Source organism: Heyndrickxia sp. FSL K6-6286 (assembly GCF_038630395.1).
GTDB classification, from domain to species: domain Bacteria; phylum Bacillota; class Bacilli; order Bacillales; family Bacillaceae_C; genus Heyndrickxia; species Heyndrickxia oleronia.
Genome location: NZ_CP152029.1, coordinates 1,986,456 through 2,004,931 on the forward strand (window position 1 = coordinate 1,986,456; position 18,476 = coordinate 2,004,931).

At 36.7% G+C, this 18,476-nt stretch carries 16 protein-coding genes; 15 read left to right on the top strand and 1 reads right to left on the bottom strand.

The window, feature by feature from the left end:
- Positions 1–8 precede the first annotated feature (8 nt).
- From bcd to MHI39_RS10055, 10 genes are all read left to right on the top strand, one after another.
- Complete coding sequence (bcd, locus tag MHI39_RS10010) at positions 9–1,106, top strand: branched-chain amino acid dehydrogenase (RefSeq protein ID WP_058002245.1); 1,098 nt, start codon at positions 9–11, stop codon at positions 1,104–1,106.
- 117 nt (positions 1,107–1,223) lie between these two features.
- Positions 1,224–2,327, top strand: coding sequence for a butyrate kinase (buk, locus tag MHI39_RS10015; RefSeq protein WP_139254880.1), 1,104 nt, complete (start codon positions 1,224–1,226; stop codon positions 2,325–2,327).
- 27 nt (positions 2,328–2,354) lie between these two features.
- Positions 2,355–3,779 carry a dihydrolipoyl dehydrogenase gene (gene lpdA, locus MHI39_RS10020; RefSeq protein WP_058002247.1) on the top strand — a complete coding sequence of 475 codons (1,425 nt, stop codon included), beginning with the start codon at positions 2,355–2,357 and terminating at the stop codon, positions 3,777–3,779.
- Positions 3,780–3,808: 29 nt separating this feature from the next.
- On the top strand, positions 3,809–4,807 hold the full coding sequence (locus MHI39_RS10025) for a thiamine pyrophosphate-dependent dehydrogenase E1 component subunit alpha (RefSeq protein ID WP_058002248.1): 999 nt from the start codon (positions 3,809–3,811) through the stop codon (positions 4,805–4,807).
- Positions 4,808–4,835: 28 nt separating this feature from the next.
- Positions 4,836–5,819, top strand: a complete 984-nt coding sequence (locus tag MHI39_RS10030; protein WP_058002249.1) for an alpha-ketoacid dehydrogenase subunit beta — start codon at positions 4,836–4,838, stop codon at positions 5,817–5,819.
- A gap of 33 nt (positions 5,820–5,852) precedes the next feature.
- Positions 5,853–7,148, top strand: coding sequence for a dihydrolipoamide acetyltransferase family protein (locus MHI39_RS10035; RefSeq protein ID WP_342541194.1), 1,296 nt, complete (start codon positions 5,853–5,855; stop codon positions 7,146–7,148).
- Positions 7,149–7,629: 481 nt separating this feature from the next.
- Entirely contained in the window at positions 7,630–9,465 is a 1,836-nt protein-coding gene (locus tag MHI39_RS10040; protein WP_236722870.1) for a methylmalonyl-CoA mutase family protein, read from the top strand.
- Between the two features lie 42 nt (positions 9,466–9,507).
- Positions 9,508–11,634: a methylmalonyl-CoA mutase gene (gene scpA / locus MHI39_RS10045; protein ID WP_180212399.1), complete on the top strand. Its 2,127-nt coding sequence runs from the start codon at positions 9,508–9,510 to the stop codon at positions 11,632–11,634.
- Positions 11,635–12,750, top strand: a complete 1,116-nt coding sequence (meaB, locus tag MHI39_RS10050) for a methylmalonyl Co-A mutase-associated GTPase MeaB (protein WP_342541195.1) — start codon at positions 11,635–11,637, stop codon at positions 12,748–12,750.
- A gap of 242 nt (positions 12,751–12,992) precedes the next feature.
- Positions 12,993–13,430, top strand: a complete 438-nt coding sequence (locus MHI39_RS10055) for a BrxA/BrxB family bacilliredoxin (RefSeq protein ID WP_071976149.1) — start codon at positions 12,993–12,995, stop codon at positions 13,428–13,430.
- A gap of 203 nt (positions 13,431–13,633) precedes the next feature.
- Here the strand turns inward: MHI39_RS10055 and prli42 are convergent, their stop codons facing one another.
- On the bottom strand, positions 13,634–13,726 hold the full coding sequence (gene prli42 / locus MHI39_RS10060) for a stressosome-associated protein Prli42 (RefSeq protein ID WP_158022208.1): 93 nt from the start codon (positions 13,724–13,726) through the stop codon (positions 13,634–13,636).
- Between the two features lie 212 nt (positions 13,727–13,938).
- Between prli42 and mce the strand changes: the two genes are divergently transcribed.
- The 5 genes from mce (at position 13,939) to MHI39_RS10085 (ending at position 18,441) form a co-directional block, all read left to right on the top strand.
- Positions 13,939–14,346, top strand: coding sequence for a methylmalonyl-CoA epimerase (mce, locus tag MHI39_RS10065; RefSeq protein ID WP_071976148.1), 408 nt, complete (start codon positions 13,939–13,941; stop codon positions 14,344–14,346).
- Between the two features lie 27 nt (positions 14,347–14,373).
- Positions 14,374–15,924 carry an acyl-CoA carboxylase subunit beta gene (locus tag MHI39_RS10070; protein WP_173720035.1) on the top strand — a complete coding sequence of 517 codons (1,551 nt, stop codon included), beginning with the start codon at positions 14,374–14,376 and terminating at the stop codon, positions 15,922–15,924.
- 271 nt (positions 15,925–16,195) lie between these two features.
- A complete protein-coding gene (locus MHI39_RS10075) occupies positions 16,196–16,642 on the top strand; it encodes a hypothetical protein (protein ID WP_342541197.1) in 447 nt (148 codons plus the stop codon).
- 140 nt (positions 16,643–16,782) lie between these two features.
- A complete protein-coding gene (locus MHI39_RS10080; RefSeq protein ID WP_071976145.1) occupies positions 16,783–17,904 on the top strand; it encodes a tripeptidase T in 1,122 nt (373 codons plus the stop codon).
- A 60-nt stretch (positions 17,905–17,964) separates the two neighbouring features.
- Positions 17,965–18,441, top strand: coding sequence for a chemotaxis protein CheW (locus MHI39_RS10085; protein ID WP_058002258.1), 477 nt, complete (start codon positions 17,965–17,967; stop codon positions 18,439–18,441).
- Positions 18,442–18,476: the final 35 nt, after the last annotated feature.

Consider the following 18,476-nt stretch of genomic DNA (forward strand, 5'->3'; position numbering starts at 1 on the left):
GAGATGAAATGAAAATTTTTGAATACATGGGTAAATATGATTATGAACAATTATTATTCTGTCAGGATGAACAATCTGGATTAAAAGCCATTATTGCTATTCATGATACAACTTTAGGACCTGCATTAGGTGGGACAAGAATGTGGACTTATGCATCAGAGGATGCAGCAATTGAAGATGCACTTCGTTTAGCAAGAGGAATGACCTATAAAAATGCTGCAGCAGGTTTGAACTTAGGTGGAGGAAAAACTGTCATTATTGGTGATCCACGTAAAGACAAGAACGAAGAAATGTTCCGTGCCTTTGGTCGCTTTATTCAAGGGTTAAATGGTCGATATATTACAGCTGAAGATGTAGGAACAACAGTAGCTGATATGGATTTAATTCATGAAGAAACTAATTTTGTAACAGGAATTTCTCCTGCATTCGGATCTTCAGGTAATCCATCACCTGTAACTGCATACGGTTGCTACGTAGGTATGAAAGCTGCTGCTAAAGAAGCTTTTGGATCAGATTCACTTGAAGGGTTAACGGTTTCAGTACAGGGTGTAGGAAATGTTGCATTCGAATTATGCCGTTATTTGAATGAGGAAGGCGCTAAACTAATTGTTACTGATATTAATAAAGAAGCGGTACAAAGAGCTGTTGAACAATTTGGAGCGAAAGCTGTAGATCCTAATGATATTTATGGTGTTGAAAGTGATATTTTTGCACCGTGTGCACTAGGAGCAATTATTAATGATGAAACTATTCCACAATTAAAGGCAAAAGTTATTGCTGGATCAGCAAATAATCAATTAAAAGAAACTCGTCATGGTGATCAAATTCATGAGATGGGCATTGTCTATGCACCAGATTATGTCATTAATGCTGGTGGTGTTATTAATGTAGCGGATGAATTATATGGATATAATCATGAACGTGCTATGAAAAAGGTAGAAGGAATTTATCAAAATGTGGCAAAAGTAATTGAAATTTCAAAGCGTGACGCAATTCCTACTTACATGGCAGCTGATCGTATGGCAGAAGAAAGAATTGCAAAGGTTTCAAAATCTAGAAGTCAATTTTTATTAAATAGCAAACATATTTTAAGCAATCGTGCTTAAGCAACAACTGGTTTCATCCATCAATGAATCAGCATCAAGCTGGTTCATTGATGCTGTTTGTGAAAAAAATAATTCTTCACATCTTTCGCGTTAAGAAAGTAAATGGAGGTAACAGCTTTGTCGCATAACGAACACAGAATATTAGTGATTAACCCTGGATCAACTTCGACTAAAATTGGTGTCTTTGTAAATGATCATTCTATTTTTGAAAAAACAATCCGTCATGATTCACAATTCATACAATGCTTTCATAAAATAGCTGACCAATATGAATTTCGTAAAAAAACCATTCTTGAAACATTAGATGAAGAAGGGATAAACCTTTCTCGTTTAGATGCTATATGTGGAAGGGGTGGCCTGCTTCGCCCTATTGAAGGAGGAACCTATACAGTAAATAAAGAGATGCTAGATGATTTACACTCAGGATATGCAGGACAACATGCATCAAACCTCGGGGGGATATTAGCATATGAGATAGCTACTGCATTAAATATTCCTGCATTTATCGTTGATCCAGTTGTTGTTGACGAGCTGGAGCCCCTTGCAAGAATATCTGGTTTTTCATTAATTGAACGCAAAAGTATATTTCATGCATTAAATCAAAAAGCCGTTGCAAGACGAGTCTCTAAGCAATTAGGAAAAAAATATGAGGAATTAAGTGTTATTGTTGTTCACATGGGTGGAGGCATTACAGTTGGTGTACATAAAAATGGTAGAGTGATCGATGTAAATAATGGTTTACATGGTGAAGGGCCATTTAGTCCTGAGCGAGCAGGTACGGTTCCAGTTGGTGATCTTATCGATCTTTGTTTTTCTGGGATGTATTATCGTGAAGAAATTATGAAGAAAATCGTGGGTCAAGGTGGTTTAGTTGGCTACCTAGGGACAAATGATGCGATTGAAGTAGAAAAAATGATTGAACATGGTGATGAAAATGCAAAGCTTGTCTATGATGCGATGGCATACCAAGTAGCCAAAGAGATCGGATCTGCAAGCGCTGTTTTAAAAGGAAAGGTCGATGCGATCATTTTAACAGGCGGTCTTGCATACGGAAAAGAGTTTGTAAGTAAAATTCGCGAGTATATTAATTGGATAGCAGATGTTATTGTACAACCAGGTGAAGATGAGCTTCAAGCATTAGCTGAAGGAACTTTACGCGTCCTCATAGGTGAAGAACAAGCAAAAGAATATACGAATGATAAAATTGTTCATAAAATGTAAAATGTGAGTAAGTTAGGAGGAATATTTTTGGCACAAGAATATGATTTAGTCATTTTAGGTGGTGGAACTGGTGGTTATGTTGCCGCCATTCGAGCATCACAATTAGGGCTTAAAACAGCGATTGTTGAGAAAGGGCTTTTAGGCGGTACATGTTTACATAAAGGTTGTATACCAAGTAAAGCTTTACTACGCAGTGCAGAAGTGTATGCAACTGCTAAAAAAAGCGAGGATTTTGGAGTTGAAATAGGAGAAGTACAGCTTAATTTTCCACGTGTGCAAGAACGAAAAAATCAAATTGTTGATCAACTACATCGTGGCGTTCAACATTTGATGAAACAAGGAAAAATTGATGTTTACGAAGGAATTGGTCGAATTTTAGGACCATCTATCTTCTCCCCGATGCCTGGAACAATTTCTGTAGAAATGAACAATGGTCAAGAAAATGAAATGCTTATTCCTAAAAATGTGATTATTGCGACAGGCTCTCGTCCTCGATCACTTCCAGGATTAGAGTTTGATGGGGAAAAAATTCTTTCATCTGACGAAGCACTCAGTTTAACTGAATTACCAAAATCAATTATTATTGTTGGTGGTGGTGTGATTGGGATTGAGTGGGCATCGATGTTAAATGATTTTGGTGTAGAAGTTACAGTCATTGAATATGCTGATCGAATTGTTCCAACTGAAGATCATGAAATTTCGAAGGAAGCAGCGCGGATCTTAAAGAAAAAAGGGGTGAAAATTGTAACCTCTGCAAAAGTTCTTTCTGAATCCTTACAGATTGAAAATACACAAGTTTCAATTTCTGCTGAAGTAAAAGGTGAACAACAAAGTTTTAAAGGAGAAAAAATTCTTGTTTCAGTAGGACGCCAAGCAAATACTGAAAATATCGGGTTACAAAACACTGAAATTCAAGTAGAAAAAGGATTTATCCAGGTAAATGAATATTTTCAAACGAAGGAATCACATATATATGCAATCGGTGATGTGATTGGTGGCTTACAATTAGCCCATGTTGCTTCACATGAAGGAATTGTTGCTGTCGAACATATTGCTGGGGAAAAACCAGATCCAATCGATTATTCTTTAATTTCTAAGTGTATTTATAGTAATCCTGAAATGGCAAGTGTCGGTCTTACAGAACAGGAAGCAAAGGATAAAGGCTATCATCTGAAAGTAGGGAAATTCAATTTTAGAGCAATTGGTAAAGCTTTAGTTTATGGAGAAGCAGATGGTTTTGTGAAAATCATTGCAGACAAAGATACAGATGATATTCTTGGTGTTCATATGATTGGTCCACATGTGACAGATATGATTTCTGAAGCGGGACTTGCTCGTGTTCTGGATGCCACTCCATGGGAGGTTGCGCATACTATACATCCGCACCCATCATTAAGTGAGGCAATTGGAGAAGCAGCGTTAGCTGTTGACGGCAAAGCGATTCATTCATAAAATTAGATTTTATTAGGAGGTAGGAAACTATGACTGAAAATCGACATAAAGCTTTAGGTTTATCGGACGAAACCGTTTTAGAAATGTATGAAACAATGTTAATGGCACGCCGTATTGATGAACGAATGTGGTTGTTAAACCGTTCAGGAAAAATACCATTTGTTATTTCCTGTCAGGGACAAGAAGCTGCACAAGTTGGTGCAGCATTTGCTTTAGACCGTGATAAGGACTATGTCCTTCCTTATTATCGTGATTTAGGAGTTGTCTTAGCATTTGGAATGACTCCTAAAGAACTGATGTTATCTGGATTCGCTAAGGCAGAAGATCCAAACTCTGGGGGGCGCCAAATGCCAGGCCATTTTGGACAAAAGAAAAATCGTATTGTAACAGGATCCTCTCCTGTAACTACTCAAGTGCCACATGCAGTAGGGATCGCTTTAGCAGGTAAAATGGAAAAGAAAGATTTAGTTACATTTGTGACATTTGGTGAAGGCTCTTCCAATCAAGGTGATTTCCATGAAGGAGCAAACTTTGCAGGAGTTCATAAATTACCTGTAATTTTTATGTGTGAAAACAATAAATATGCGATTTCAGTTCCTATTGAACGTCAGTTAGCCTGTGAAAAAGTATCTGATCGTGCAATTGGGTACGGAATGCCTGGAGTAACAATTGATGGAAATGATCCATTAGAAGTATATAAAGCGGTGAAAGAAGCTGCTGATAGAGGAAGAAAAGGTGAAGGACCAACACTAATTGAAGCCATTTCTTACCGTCTAACTGCTCACTCTTCAGATGATGATGATCGTGCATATCGTTCACAAGATGAAGTTGCAGAAGCGAGAACCAAGGATTCCATCATTACATTTGGTGCTTATTTAAAGGAAGTCGGTGTGTTGAATGATGCACTTGAAAAAGAAATAAATGATCGTGTGATGAAGATTGTCAATGAAGCGACAGATTACGCTGAGAATGCACCTTATGCAGATCCTGAGGATGCATTGAAGTATGTCTATGCTAAAAGTGAATAATTTTTAGGAGAACAGGAGGGAACAAAAAATGCCAGTTATTTCATATATAGATGCAGTTACAATGGCAATTCGAGAAGAAATGGAACGTGATTCACGTGTATTTGTTTTAGGAGAAGATGTTGGTAAAAAAGGTGGGGTATTCAAGGCCACACAAGGACTTTATGATCAGTTTGGTGAAGAGCGTGTTATTGATACCCCATTAGCAGAATCGGCAATTGCAGGTGTCGGAATTGGAGCAGCGATGTATGGAATGAGACCTATTGCTGAAATGCAGTTTGCTGATTTTATCATGCCTGCTGTTAATCAAATTATTTCAGAAGCAGCGAAGATACGTTATCGTTCGAATAATGATTGGAATTGCCCAATGGTTATTCGGGCACCGTATGGTGGTGGTGTTCATGGTGCATTGTATCATTCTCAATCTGTTGAAGCAGTGTTTGCTAATCAACCAGGATTGAAAATTGTTATGCCATCGACTCCATATGACGTCAAGGGATTACTAAAGGCTGCAATCCGTGATGAGGACCCTGTTATATTCTTTGAGCATAAACGTGCATACCGTCTAATCAAGGGAGAGGTTCCTGATGATGATTATGTCCTACCAATTGGGAAGGCAGATGTTAAGCGTGAAGGTGATGACATCACGGTTATTACATATGGATTAAGTGTCCACTTTGCCTTACAAGCGGCAGAAAGGCTTGCTCAAGATGGAATTGAAGCTCATATTTTGGATCTTCGTACTGTCTATCCATTAGATAAAGAGGCAATTATTGAGGCAGCTTCAAAAACTGGAAAAGTTTTATTAGTAACCGAGGACAATAAAGAAGGTAGCATCATGAGTGAGGTTTCTGCGATTATTGCGGAAAATTGCTTGTTTGATTTAGATGCTCCAATCATGCGCTTGGCAGGTCCTGATGTTCCGGCTATGCCATATGCTCCGACAATGGAAAAGTATTTTATGGTTAACCCTGATAAAGTTGAAAAAGCAATGAGGGAATTAGCTGAATACTAATACTGATCAATAGATGACAAGGAGGTACCCTTAATGACACTAGAAAAAATTACGATGCCTCAACTAGGGGAAAGTGTAACAGAAGGTACAATAAGTAAATGGCTTGTCTCCCCGGGAGACCATGTAAATAAATATGACCCGCTAGCTGAAGTGATGACAGATAAAGTAAATGCAGAAGTACCATCTTCTTTTACAGGGGTAATTAAAGAGTTAATTGCTGAAGAAGGTGATACTCTTGAAGTAGGTCAAGTAATTTGTACGATGGAAGTGGAAGGAAATGCAACGGCTACAGCTTCTTCAGATAGCGAGGAGAAGATAGAAAAAGATAAAAAGGATTCTGCACCATCACAAGAAATAAAGGAAAACAAAGGAAAAGCACGTTACTCACCTGCTGTTCTTAAGCTTTCACAGGAGCACGATATTGATCTAATGCTAGTTGATGGTACAGGTAAAGATGGTCGGATTACAAGAAAAGATTTACTTAAAATCATTGAGTCTGGAAATATTCCAAAGGCAAGTAATGAGGCAACAGTACAAACTAATCAAACGGTAGAAAATAAACCTGCAGCACCTGTAGCTGCTGTTGCTGCGAAGCCATCTACACCAACTGTTAATATTCCAACATTGCCAGGGGATATTGAAATCCCTGTTAGTGGGGTTCGAAAAGCAATTGCAAACAATATGTTAAGAAGCAAGCATGAAGCACCACATGCTTGGACAATGATGGAAGTTGATGTAACAAACTTAGTGGAGTATCGTGATTCCATCAAATCAGACTTCAAAAAACGTGAAGGATTTAATATCACTTATTTTGCTTTCTTTGTTAAGGCAGTAGCACAAGCCCTAAAAGAATTCCCACAAATTAACTCAATGTGGGCTGGTGACAAAATTATTCAAAAGAAAGATATTAATATTTCAATAGCGGTTGCTACGGATGATGCATTATTTGTTCCTGTTATTAAAAATGCAGACGATAAATCAGTCAAAGGAATCGCAAAGGAAATATTTGATTTAGCAAATAAAGTTCGTACGGGAACATTAAAAGCAGATGAAATGCAAGGTGGAACATTTACTGTGAATAACACAGGTTCATTTGGTTCTGTCCAATCAATGGGGATCATTAATTATCCACAAGCTGCAATTCTACAGGTTGAATCGATTGTGAAACGACCAGTTGTAATGAATAATGGGATGATCGCAGTTCGCGACATGGTGAACCTATGTATGTCCCTAGATCATCGTGTTCTTGATGGATTAATTTGTGGTAGATTCCTTCAACGTGTAAAACAAATTCTTGAAAATATTTCAAACGAAACGTCTGTTTACTAATAATAAATACTTGTAGAGAACTCGTCATTATGACGGGTTCTTTTTTGTAGGCTCTTTTCTCAAACTTTGTAGCTATTTAGGATAATAGGAATAAATCGAAGAACTTCCCTGTAAAATATAGACCCCTTAATTAGGTGTAACAAGCATGCGGTAGCCTTTTACATAAGGTAACAAAACATACAAAAACAGCCTTTGCAATATATATACTATTTGTACATGAAGGAGCCATTATTCTCATTTTTCGTATAGAAATGTCTTTCAACATAAGTATGAGAGACAATTTTAGTCTATATATGGAATAATATTCCTCAATATAGGCAGGAAGGACAATTACTGCTCCATTAAAACAAACTTAGAATAAATCGGGAAAAAGTAGATTGAAAACTTTATTTATATTAAAATAATATTAGGTAATTCATAATCTATTTTATTTTATAAAAATTGCAATCGTTTACAACGGACAAAGGGGGTTTAACAGGTGATGAATGTAAAGGACATAAAGCAAAAGAACTTTCCTGTTCATTCCATAGAAGATTGGGAAGAAGCAGTTAAACAATCACTAAAGGGTAGGGGTATATCAACTAAAGATACGTATGAAAATATTGCTTTGAAACCTTTATATACAGTTGAAGATATTGATCAAACAAAAATAGAGCAGATTCCTGGTACAGGTTTCCATACAAGAGGATTCGATGAGCTTGGAAGGAAGCAGTATGGATGGAAAATTGCCCAACAAATAAAGAAAAGTAGCTGGGAAGATCTTTACCCGATGCTTCAAAATTTTATGCAAAGAGGGCAGGAAACCATTGTATTTGACGTCGATCAAGTCGATGATTTTGATCAAATTAATTTTTTTGATCTAAAAGGAATTGAGTTTCGAAAGGTACCTCTTTTCTTACCAACAAAGAACCATTTTAAAGGCTTGTTGGAAAAACTGTTGAGGCATCCAGAGAAGGAAAATATAAACGGTTTTGTAGGAACCGATATAATTTCACGTAAAATTGCTAAAGGGGATATAGTGAACCTGGATGATAGAGAATTGAATGAATGGATCATACAAATCAAGCAAGCAGATAATGAGTTTCCAAAATTAAAAACAATATTAATAGACACAGCCCCCTATCATAATGCTGGGGCAAATGCTATACAGGAAATTGCCATTGCTCTTGCGGAATCGATATTTTATATAGAAAGCTTAAAGGATGAACAATGGGAACCAGAAAGAATTGCTGAAAAACTAGTTTTTCACTTTTCAATAGGTGCGAACTTTTTTATGGAAATTGCTAAGCTTCGCGCATTTCGCAGATTATGGTCTACAGTAGCAAATGCTTATCAATTACCTAAAGAATATCAGCATGTGACCACTAGTGCAGAAACTTCTTCATTAACGAAATCCATTTTGGATCCATATGTCAATCTCTTAAGAGCTGGCAATGAAGCATTCGCGGCTGTAATTGGTGGGATTGATTTTCTTCATGTCGCAGCATTTGATGAGGCCTATGCAGAATCAAATGAGTTCTCAGCTCGGATTGCAAGAAATATTCAATGGATCCTAAGAGAAGAAGCTCATTTAAGTAAAGTCATCGATCCTGCAGGCGGCTCTTATTATATTGAATCCCTTACGAATGAAATTGCCAGTAAAGCATGGGAGCTATTTCAATTAATCGATGCGAAAGGTGGAATAATTGACGTTCTTAAATCAGACTGGATTCAAGATGAAATCAATCAAGTATTGGAAAAAAGACAGAACGCAATAGCTACTGGTAAGCAATCATTAATTGGAACCAATGTGTATGTTAATTTAGCAGAACCAATCACTTTCCCAGCTGAATTTCATAAACACAATGCGAACACTTCAGTAAATAGATTATCTGAGCCATTTGAAAGGCTAAGAAAAAAATCTTATCAACTAGAACAAATGGGAGTATCTCCTCATGCAGGAATGATCTGTTTAGGACCATTAAAGGATCATAAAGCACGGGCAGATTTTGCAACTGGATTTTTAGCTTCTGGTGGGATAAAAGCTACATGGAGCAAGGAATGCATGAATATAGATGATATGCAGACCTTCATGAGAGAAACCAACTACCCATATTATTGTGTTTGTGGAAATGATGAAGTTTATCAATTATTTTTAGGGAAATATGAAACTTGGTTTTCAAAAAATAATCGAAAACCAATCATTGATATTGTTGGGAACATTACAACTGAAGTATTTTCACAACTGAAGAATAAGGGTATCTCTGGATCAATTAATAAAAATCAAAATAGGATCGAAAAATTAACCGCGTTGTTGTCATTATGGGAGGTGGAATAGGTGGGGAATAAACCAAATTTTCAAATCATTGAACCAGAATTAATGTCTACTCTAGAACGGTATGACACCCTTTCGATAACGGAGGACCAATTATTTGAAACGAATGAAAAAATCTCTATTCGACCACTTTATACCAAAAAGGATATTCAAGGACTAAACCACTTAGATGATAAACCAGGTTTGGTTCCGTATACGAGAGGTCCGTATCCTACGATGTATGTAAATCGTCCTTGGACAGTTCGCCAATATGCAGGATTCTCCACTGCTGAAGAAAGTAATGCATTTTACAGAAGAAATTTAGCGATGGGACAAAAAGGATTATCTGTTGCCTTTGATTTAGCCACTCATCGAGGATATGATTCTGATCATCCGCGCGTTGTTGGTGATGTAGGAAAAGCAGGGGTTGCTATCGATTCAATCTTGGATATGAAGATTCTCTTTGATGGGATTCCTCTTGATCAAATGTCTGTCTCTATGACAATGAATGGTGCAGTTTTACCAATTTTAGCATTCTATATAGTAACTGCAGAAGAGCAAGGAGTACCACCAGAGAAACTGGCTGGTACGATTCAAAATGATATTTTAAAAGAATATATGGTTCGTAACACGTATATCTATCCTCCTGAAATGTCTATGAAAATTATTGCGGATATATTTGAATATACATCAAAAAAAATGCCGAAATTTAATAGCATTTCAATATCAGGTTACCATATGCAAGAGGCGGGTGCACCGGCAGATCTTGAATTAGCTTACACATTAGCAGATGGATTAGAGTATGTTCGAACAGGTTTAAAAGCAGGGATTGATATCGACTCATTTGCTCCGAGATTATCGTTCTTCTGGGCTATCGGTATGAATTATTTTATGGAAGTGGCAAAGATGCGTGCTGCGAGAAGAATTTGGGCACAATTAATCCAACCTTTTGAACCTAAAAACAAAAAGTCATTGGCACTACGAACACATTCGCAAACATCTGGGTGGAGTTTAACCGAGCAAGATCCTTTTAATAATGTAACGAGGACTTTGATTGAGGCACATGCAGCAGCAATGGGACATACACAATCACTTCATACCAATGCACTTGATGAGGCCATTGCACTACCAACTGACTTTTCTGCAAGAATTGCTCGTAATACGCAACTATATTTACAGGAGGAAACAGGGATTACAAATGTTATTGATCCTTGGGGAGGCTCCTATTATGTTGAATCTCTAACCAATGAATTAATGAATAAAGCATGGGAGCATATTGAAGAGATTGAAAGTCTAGGAGGAATGACAAAGGCGATTGAAACAGGCTTACCAAAAATGAGAATAGAAGAAGCCTCCGCAAGAAGGCAAGCATACATCGATTCAGGGAAGGAAACGATTATTGGTGTGAATCGGTTTCGTTTAGAGGAAGAGGAGCCTCTTGATATTTTAAATATTGATAACACGGTGGTTAGGCAAAAACAAATTGAACGGTTGAAGCATTTAAAGTCATCGCGAAATGAAAATGATATTAAGATTAGTCTGCAAAAACTTACGAAGGCAGCAAAAAGTGGAGAAGGAAACTTACTTGAGCTTGCGGTCGATGCTGCCCGTGCCCGTGCTACATTAGGTGAAATTTCAGATGCGATTGAATCAGTTTCTGGAAGACATAAGGCGGTGATTCGTTCTGTGAGTGGAGTATATAGCTCGCATTTTTCAAATGAAGAGGAGATTTCCGAGGTGCAGGAAATGGCAGAGGGATTCATGGAGAATGAAGGACGAAGACCGAGAATATTAATTGCAAAAATGGGGCAGGATGGCCATGATCGCGGGGCTAAAATCATTGCAACCGCATTTGCGGATTTAGGGTTTGATGTGGATATTGGTCCATTATTCCAAACTCCGGAAGAAACAGCCAAACAAGCCGCTGAAAATGATGTCCATGTCATCGGTGTGAGTTCATTAGCGGCAGGACATAAAACCTTATTGCCACAATTAGTTGCAGAACTTAAAAAAATAGGTCGTGAAGATATAGTTGTCGTTATCGGTGGGGTGATTCCTGCTCAAGACTATCCATTTTTAAAGGAAAATGGGGCAGCAGCGATTTTTGGACCTGGTACAGTCATTCCTGTTGCAGCAGGAAAGGTGATTGAAGAAATTTATCATCGTTTAGGCTATGAGGAAGTGACGGATTAAATGACTAATTTGAATCGACCTGAATGGTCAAATGATGAACATGATACCTCATCCTATGTACCAGGGATTTCTTCAACACATGATGGATTTACGAAATCATCTAGAAAACTATTTCGAAAACGACTGAAAGAAGATCCCTCTGTGATTGATTTCGTACAAAGTATTTTACAAGGAGATAGAATGATTCTTTCAAAGGCGATCACGCTTATTGAAAGTAATGCACCCCATCATTTTGAAAAGGCTCAAGAAATACTTGGCGAATTACTGCCTTTTACAGGAAATTCAATTCGAATTGGCATTACTGGTGTACCTGGTGCAGGGAAAAGTACATTTATTGAAGAATTCGGTATGTTATTATGTGAACGAGGACATAAGGTGGCGGTACTTGCCATTGATCCAAGTTCAAGTATTAGTGGTGGCAGTATTCTAGGTGATAAAACAAGGATGGAAAGATTAGTAAAAAATGAAAATGCATATATTCGTCCGTCCCCTTCATCTGGGACATTAGGAGGAGTACATCGTAAAACTAGAGAATCAATTCTAGCATGTGAAGCTGCTGGATTTGATGTGATTATTGTAGAAACGGTTGGTGTTGGACAAAGTGAAGTGATTGTTAGAGGCATGGTTGATTTTTTCATGCTTTTGACTATTACCGGTGCAGGTGACCAGTTGCAAGGGATGAAAAAAGGAATTATGGAATTGGCTGATGCTATTGTTGTGAACAAAGCTGATGGTGATAATAAATCCTTAGCAGAAAAAACACGGAAAGAATACAATCAAATTCTTCATTTTCTTATGCCAGCTACTAAAGGATGGGAAACGAAAGCTTATACTTGCTCCGCCCTTTATGGAAATGGCATTGTAAATGTTTGGAATATAATTACTAGCTTTATGGAAAATACAAGTGAATCTGGAGCTTTTGCGGAAAGAAGGAAGCTACAAGCACAGGAGTGGATGTTTTCACAAATCACAGAAAGGCTAGAGCAGTCCTTTTACCAACATTCTGAGGTGAAGAAACTACTTCCAATTTATAAAAAATCAGTGATTGAAGGAAATATAACCGTTACAAATGCGGTGAATGATCTTTTCCACTCCTACTTTAAAAAGGAGAAATAAAAATTATTAAACATAAAAAAAGGACAGCGAGCGATCGCTATCCAATAACATCTAGGGAGTTTAGGGGTATGGATCTAGATGTATTCATATCATACCCGCTTTAAAATTTCTTAAACCTTTTCCTTTATAAAAAATATCAAATGTGTGCTGATCTATTTTTGAAATTGATTATTTGTATAATTGAGGAAAAACCTGCTATGATGAATAGGTAGATTAATTGAGGTATGAAAGGAAGCGAGAAAATGAGTATGGATTTCAATCTATTCATGAATGATGTCGTCCGTGGTGCAAGAGAAGAGGCAACGGCATCTGGTTATAAAGAATTATTAACTGCAGAAGAAGTGGATGAGGCATTAAACCAAAAAGGGACTACTTTAGTCCTTGTCAATTCTGTTTGTGGTTGTGCAGGTGGAATAGCACGCCCAGCGGCTGCTCATGCGATTCATCATGATAAAAGACCAGATCATCTTGTCACAGTGTTTGCTGGACAAGATAAAGAAGCTACAGCAAAAGCTCGTAGTTACTTTGAAGGGTATCCGCCTTCATCCCCATCATTTGCTCTGTTAAAAGATGGGAAGCTATTAACAATGGTTGAGCGTCATGAAATCGAAGGACATGATCCGATGTCTGTCGTAAATAAACTACAAGAATACTTTGATCAATATTGTGAGGAAATTTAATAGGTAATAAAAAAATCCGGTTATCGACCGGATTTTTTTATTATAAGACTTTTTTGTCTAGTTTGTTGCCTGTGTAAAAGCCCTATTGTCGCCTTTTTCACTTTCAACTTTTGAAGAACAATGTATGGCAAGGAATGATCGTTATTGAACATATTTTTATTAGTAAAATCATTACTTTAATAGAAACATGAGAAAAGAGGCAATTATAATAACCATGAGAGTCCCATTAATAAAGTAGAAGCCAGCATAACGATTAACATTAAATAGACTATAAATTTTTGAGCTTTTTTAGACATGTAAACATTCACTCCTTATTTCAAGGATTCCTTATTCATATTTTATTCACAAAAAGAAACGAAGACAAGCCATAAATAGAATTAAATAAGACGTTTTTATGAAAGATTGTATGAGTTGAAAGAGAAAGTAACGACTAAAATATCAAATAATTGCAGGAAATTTGACACTTCATGTATAAGTATATATTGATACAACAAGGGGAGGGGTCATAATGAAAAAAGTGGATCATATTGGTATTGCCGTACACTCAATTGAGGACGTTTTGCCTTTTTATACGGAAACGCTTCCATTTACATGCTTACATATTGAAGAGGTAGATTCAGAAAAGATTCGAGTGGCGTTTATTGATGCTGGGAATGTAAAGATAGAATTATTGGAGCCATTAAATGAATCTAGTACAATTACTAAATTTTTAGAAAAACGTGGTCAAGGAATTCACCACATCGCATTTGGGGTAGAGGATATTGAGTCACGGATGAAAGAGCTTAAAGAAAAAGGAATAAAGATGATTCAAGAACAACCTAAGCTCGGAGCAGGTGGTGCTCAAGTCGCTTTCCTTCATCCAAAATCGGGACATGGAGTCCTCTATGAATTATGCGAAAAGAAAAAGGAAAGATGAAATTTATACTTCAGGGAGAGAATGAAATTGACAGATATATATGAAAAAATCAATGAATTATATGATAAAAAAAGAGAAATCGAGCTCGGTGGAGGAGATGAAAAAATCGAGAAACAACATCAAAAAGGCAAATTAACAGCTAGGGAAAGAATTGATTTGTTAGTCGATCCAGGCACATTTGTCGAATTAAATCCTTTTATCGAGCATCGAAGCCATGATTTTGGTTTATCTGAGGTTAAAGGTCCTGGTGACGGGGTTGTTACAGGATATGCTAAAGTAAATGGCCGTCCAATTTATTTGTTTTCACAAGATTTTACGGTCTTTGGCGGTGCACTTGGAGAAATGCACGCGGAGAAAATTGCCAATGTGATGGATTTGGCAGCAAAAAATGGTGCTCCTTTTATCGGTCTTAATGATTCTGGTGGAGCACGTATACAAGAGGGCGTCGTTTCATTAGATGGGTATGGACATATTTTTTATCGAAATTCGATTTATTCTGGAGTCATTCCACAAATTTCAGTTATTATGGGTCCATGTGCAGGGGGGGCTGTATATTCACCTGCTATTACTGATTTCGTCTTTATGGTAGATGAGACAAGCCAAATGTTCATTACCGGTCCAAAAGTAATAGAAACGGTAACAGGTGAAAGAATTTCCTCAGAAGATTTAGGCGGATCTAAAGTGCACAACTCGATTAGTGGCAATGCTCATTTTCGCGCTCAAAATGAAGAAGAAGTGTTAAGTATGGTACGTACTTTATTGACTTATTTACCACAAAATAATCAAGAAAAAGCACCAATACAACCGACTGATGAGTCAAATGATTACCGACCTGACTTAACGGATGTGATTCCTTTCGATGCAATTAGACCGTATGATATTAGAAAGGTGATTGAACAAGTAGTTGATGATCAATCATTTTTTGAGGTTCAAAAGGAATTTGCTAAAAATATTGTTATTGGACTAGCACGTATAAAAGGAGAAGTAGTGGGGCTAGTTTGCAATCAGCCCAAGGTCATGGCAGGTGGTTTAGATATTGATTCATCAGATAAAGCCTCACGTTTTATTCGTTTCTGTGATTCTTTTAATATCCCAATCATTACATTTGAAGATGTAACCGGCTTTTTCCCTGGAATAAAGCAAGAACATGGCGGTATTATTCGACATGGTGCGAAAATATTGTATGCATATTCTGAAGCAACCGTTCCAAAAATTACCGTTATTTTAAGAAAAGCATTTGGCGGTGCTTATGTAGCTCTGAATAGTAAATCAATCGGTGCAGATCTCGTCTATGCATGGCCAAATGCAGAAATTGCCGTTATGGGTCCAGAGGGAGCTGCCAATATTATATTTGCGAAAGAAATTAATAGCAGTGATCATCCTGATGAAACAAGAAAACAAAAAATTGAAGAATATCGAGAGAAATTTGCTAATCCTTATGTAGCGGCATCCCGCGGTATGGTTGATGATGTAATTGATCCGCGAGAAACTAGAATTAAATTGATACAAGCATTGGAAATGATGAGAAACAAAAAGGAAGAAAGACCGTATAAAAAACATGGGAATATACCGTTGTAACCGAGGAACGCTTTTTATGTTTCAAGTTCAAGAATATTTCTTTCAAACTTGTCATAGTATGGATATAAAATGAGTATGTTTTTCCAACGAATATAATTTACAGATTACTTGCTTTTGCTTTATTACTTAAAAAAGGAGGCTAATCTAGAATATATTGTAGAAGTACTTATTATATGTAGGGGTGATAATATTGAAACGACTGGGTTTTCTTATATTTTTAACTCTGCTTTTAGTTTCTTTTTCAAGTACAACAGTTCTAGGTGAAAGCTCCATGATTGAAGATATTAATAAAGCGTTAAAAGACGAAGTTACATATTATGATAATCATTCTGTAAATGTGATTGACTCAATTGAAACCAATGTTCCCGTAATGGAAAATAAGAAAGAAACGGATAAAAATGTGAAAGTGCTCTTTGTCGCATTTAAGGAAGTACGTGGGGACATTTATTTCTGGAATAATTCGCAAATTTACTATTATGATATAGATAATAACCAGATTGTTAATTCTGCTGATGTTTTAGGAAATGAAGCAACAAGTGAATTTTTAAAAAAGCATGAAAATGTCGGTGAGAAAAAATTGCGCACAGGATCATTTCTTTTACTCATGTCATCCATATTTTTATTAATTCTTGCACCTGTTATTATTGCGTTTTTCCATAATGGAAGCAGATCTAATGAGCGCATTGTCATTTATAATAGTAAGAGAGTTCCGTACTAACCTATAATTAAGGAAAGCTGTGATTTGTATTGCAGACTTTCCTTTTTTTATATCCAAGAGAGAATGTTTATTTGTCCATCCACTTATTTAGAGATATACTAATATAGAGAAGAATACATACATTTTTGGAGGTCTTTCATATGGCTAATCAAGAGCGTTTACTTAATGAATTTTTAGAATTAGTGCAAATTGATTCTGAAACAAAAAATGAAGGAAATATCTCAAAGGTCTTAAAGAAAAAATTTGAAGATTTAGGTGTTGAGGTATTTGAAGATGATACGATGTCTCAAACTGGACATGGGGCGGGGAATTTGATCTGTACTTTAAAAGGTACAAAGGAGAATGTTGATCCCATTTATTTCACTTCACATATGGATACAGTCGTTCCTGGTAATGGTGTAAAGCCTTCGATTAAAGATGGTTATGTTGTAACAGATGGTACCACTATTCTTGGGGCAGATGACAAAGCAGGTCTTGCAGCTATGTTTGAAGCGTTGCGTGTATTAAAAGAAGAAAATATTGAACATGGTACCATTCAATTTATTATTACTGTTGGAGAAGAATCTGGTTTAGTTGGAGCTAAAGCATTGGATCGAAATTTAGTGAAAGCAAAATACGGATTTGCCTTAGATAGTGATGGAAAAGTTGGAAATATCGTCGTTGCTGCACCTACACAAGCAAAAGTAAATGCTACTATACTTGGGAAAACAGCACATGCTGGTGTTGCCCCTGAAAAAGGTGTATCAGCAATTACAATTGCATCTAAAGCAATTTCAAGAATGCCTCTTGGTCGAATTGATGAAGAGACAACAGCTAACATTGGACGTTTTGAGGGTGGACAAGCAACAAATATTGTTTGTGACCATGTGACTATTTTAGCAGAGGCACGTTCACTAGTACCTGAAAAAATGGAAGCACAGGTAGCGAAAATGAAGGAAGCATTCGAACAAGCAGCAGTTGAAATGGGTGGTAAAGCTGAAGTGGATGTTCAAGTCATGTATCCAGGCTTTAAATTTGCTGATGGCGATTTAGTCGTTGAAATTGCGAAAAAGGCAGCAGCTAAAATTGGACGTGAAAGTAAGTTGGAGCAAAGTGGTGGAGGTAGTGACGCAAATGTCATTGCAGGATTTGGGATTCCAACAGTAAATTTAGCTGTAGGTTATGAAGAAATTCATACAACCAATGAACGCATGCCAGTTGAGGAACTTGTTAAGCTTTCTGAAATGGTTGTTGCCATTGTTGAAGAAGTGGCAGGCGCATAAAGATAAAAATGAATCAGGCCGCTACAGGCGGTCTGATTTAGAAATTATATTTGGGGGATTATGATTGTGGATCTAAATGAACAAGCAATTGTATTTCAAGTTGGAAATGAAGAATATGGAATCTCCGTTGATCATGTTATTTCCATTGAAAAATTTGAAAATGCAACAAGAATTCCTAATTTACCTGACTTTGTAAAAGGAATTGTGAAATCAAGAGGGGAACTTATTCCTGTTATCGATTTTGAACAAGTTCTCTACCAAACTACTTTACTGAATAATGATCAATCCAAGCTTATTGTTTTAAATACGGAGGAACTACACATAGGGTTACTCGTAAAAGAGGCAAAGGAAATCTTAAACATTCCACAAGAATCTTTAAAACAAATTGGTCTAATGGCCTATCAAAGAACTAAATATTTCCGGAGTGTTGCTAATCTTGAATCACGATTAATTACGATGATTGATCCTAATTTATTAGTGCAATCATTAGAAGGAATAAAAGATATTATTGAATATATGAAACAGCAAGAGATATAATGCATGTGAAAACATGCATTTTTACATGGAACAGG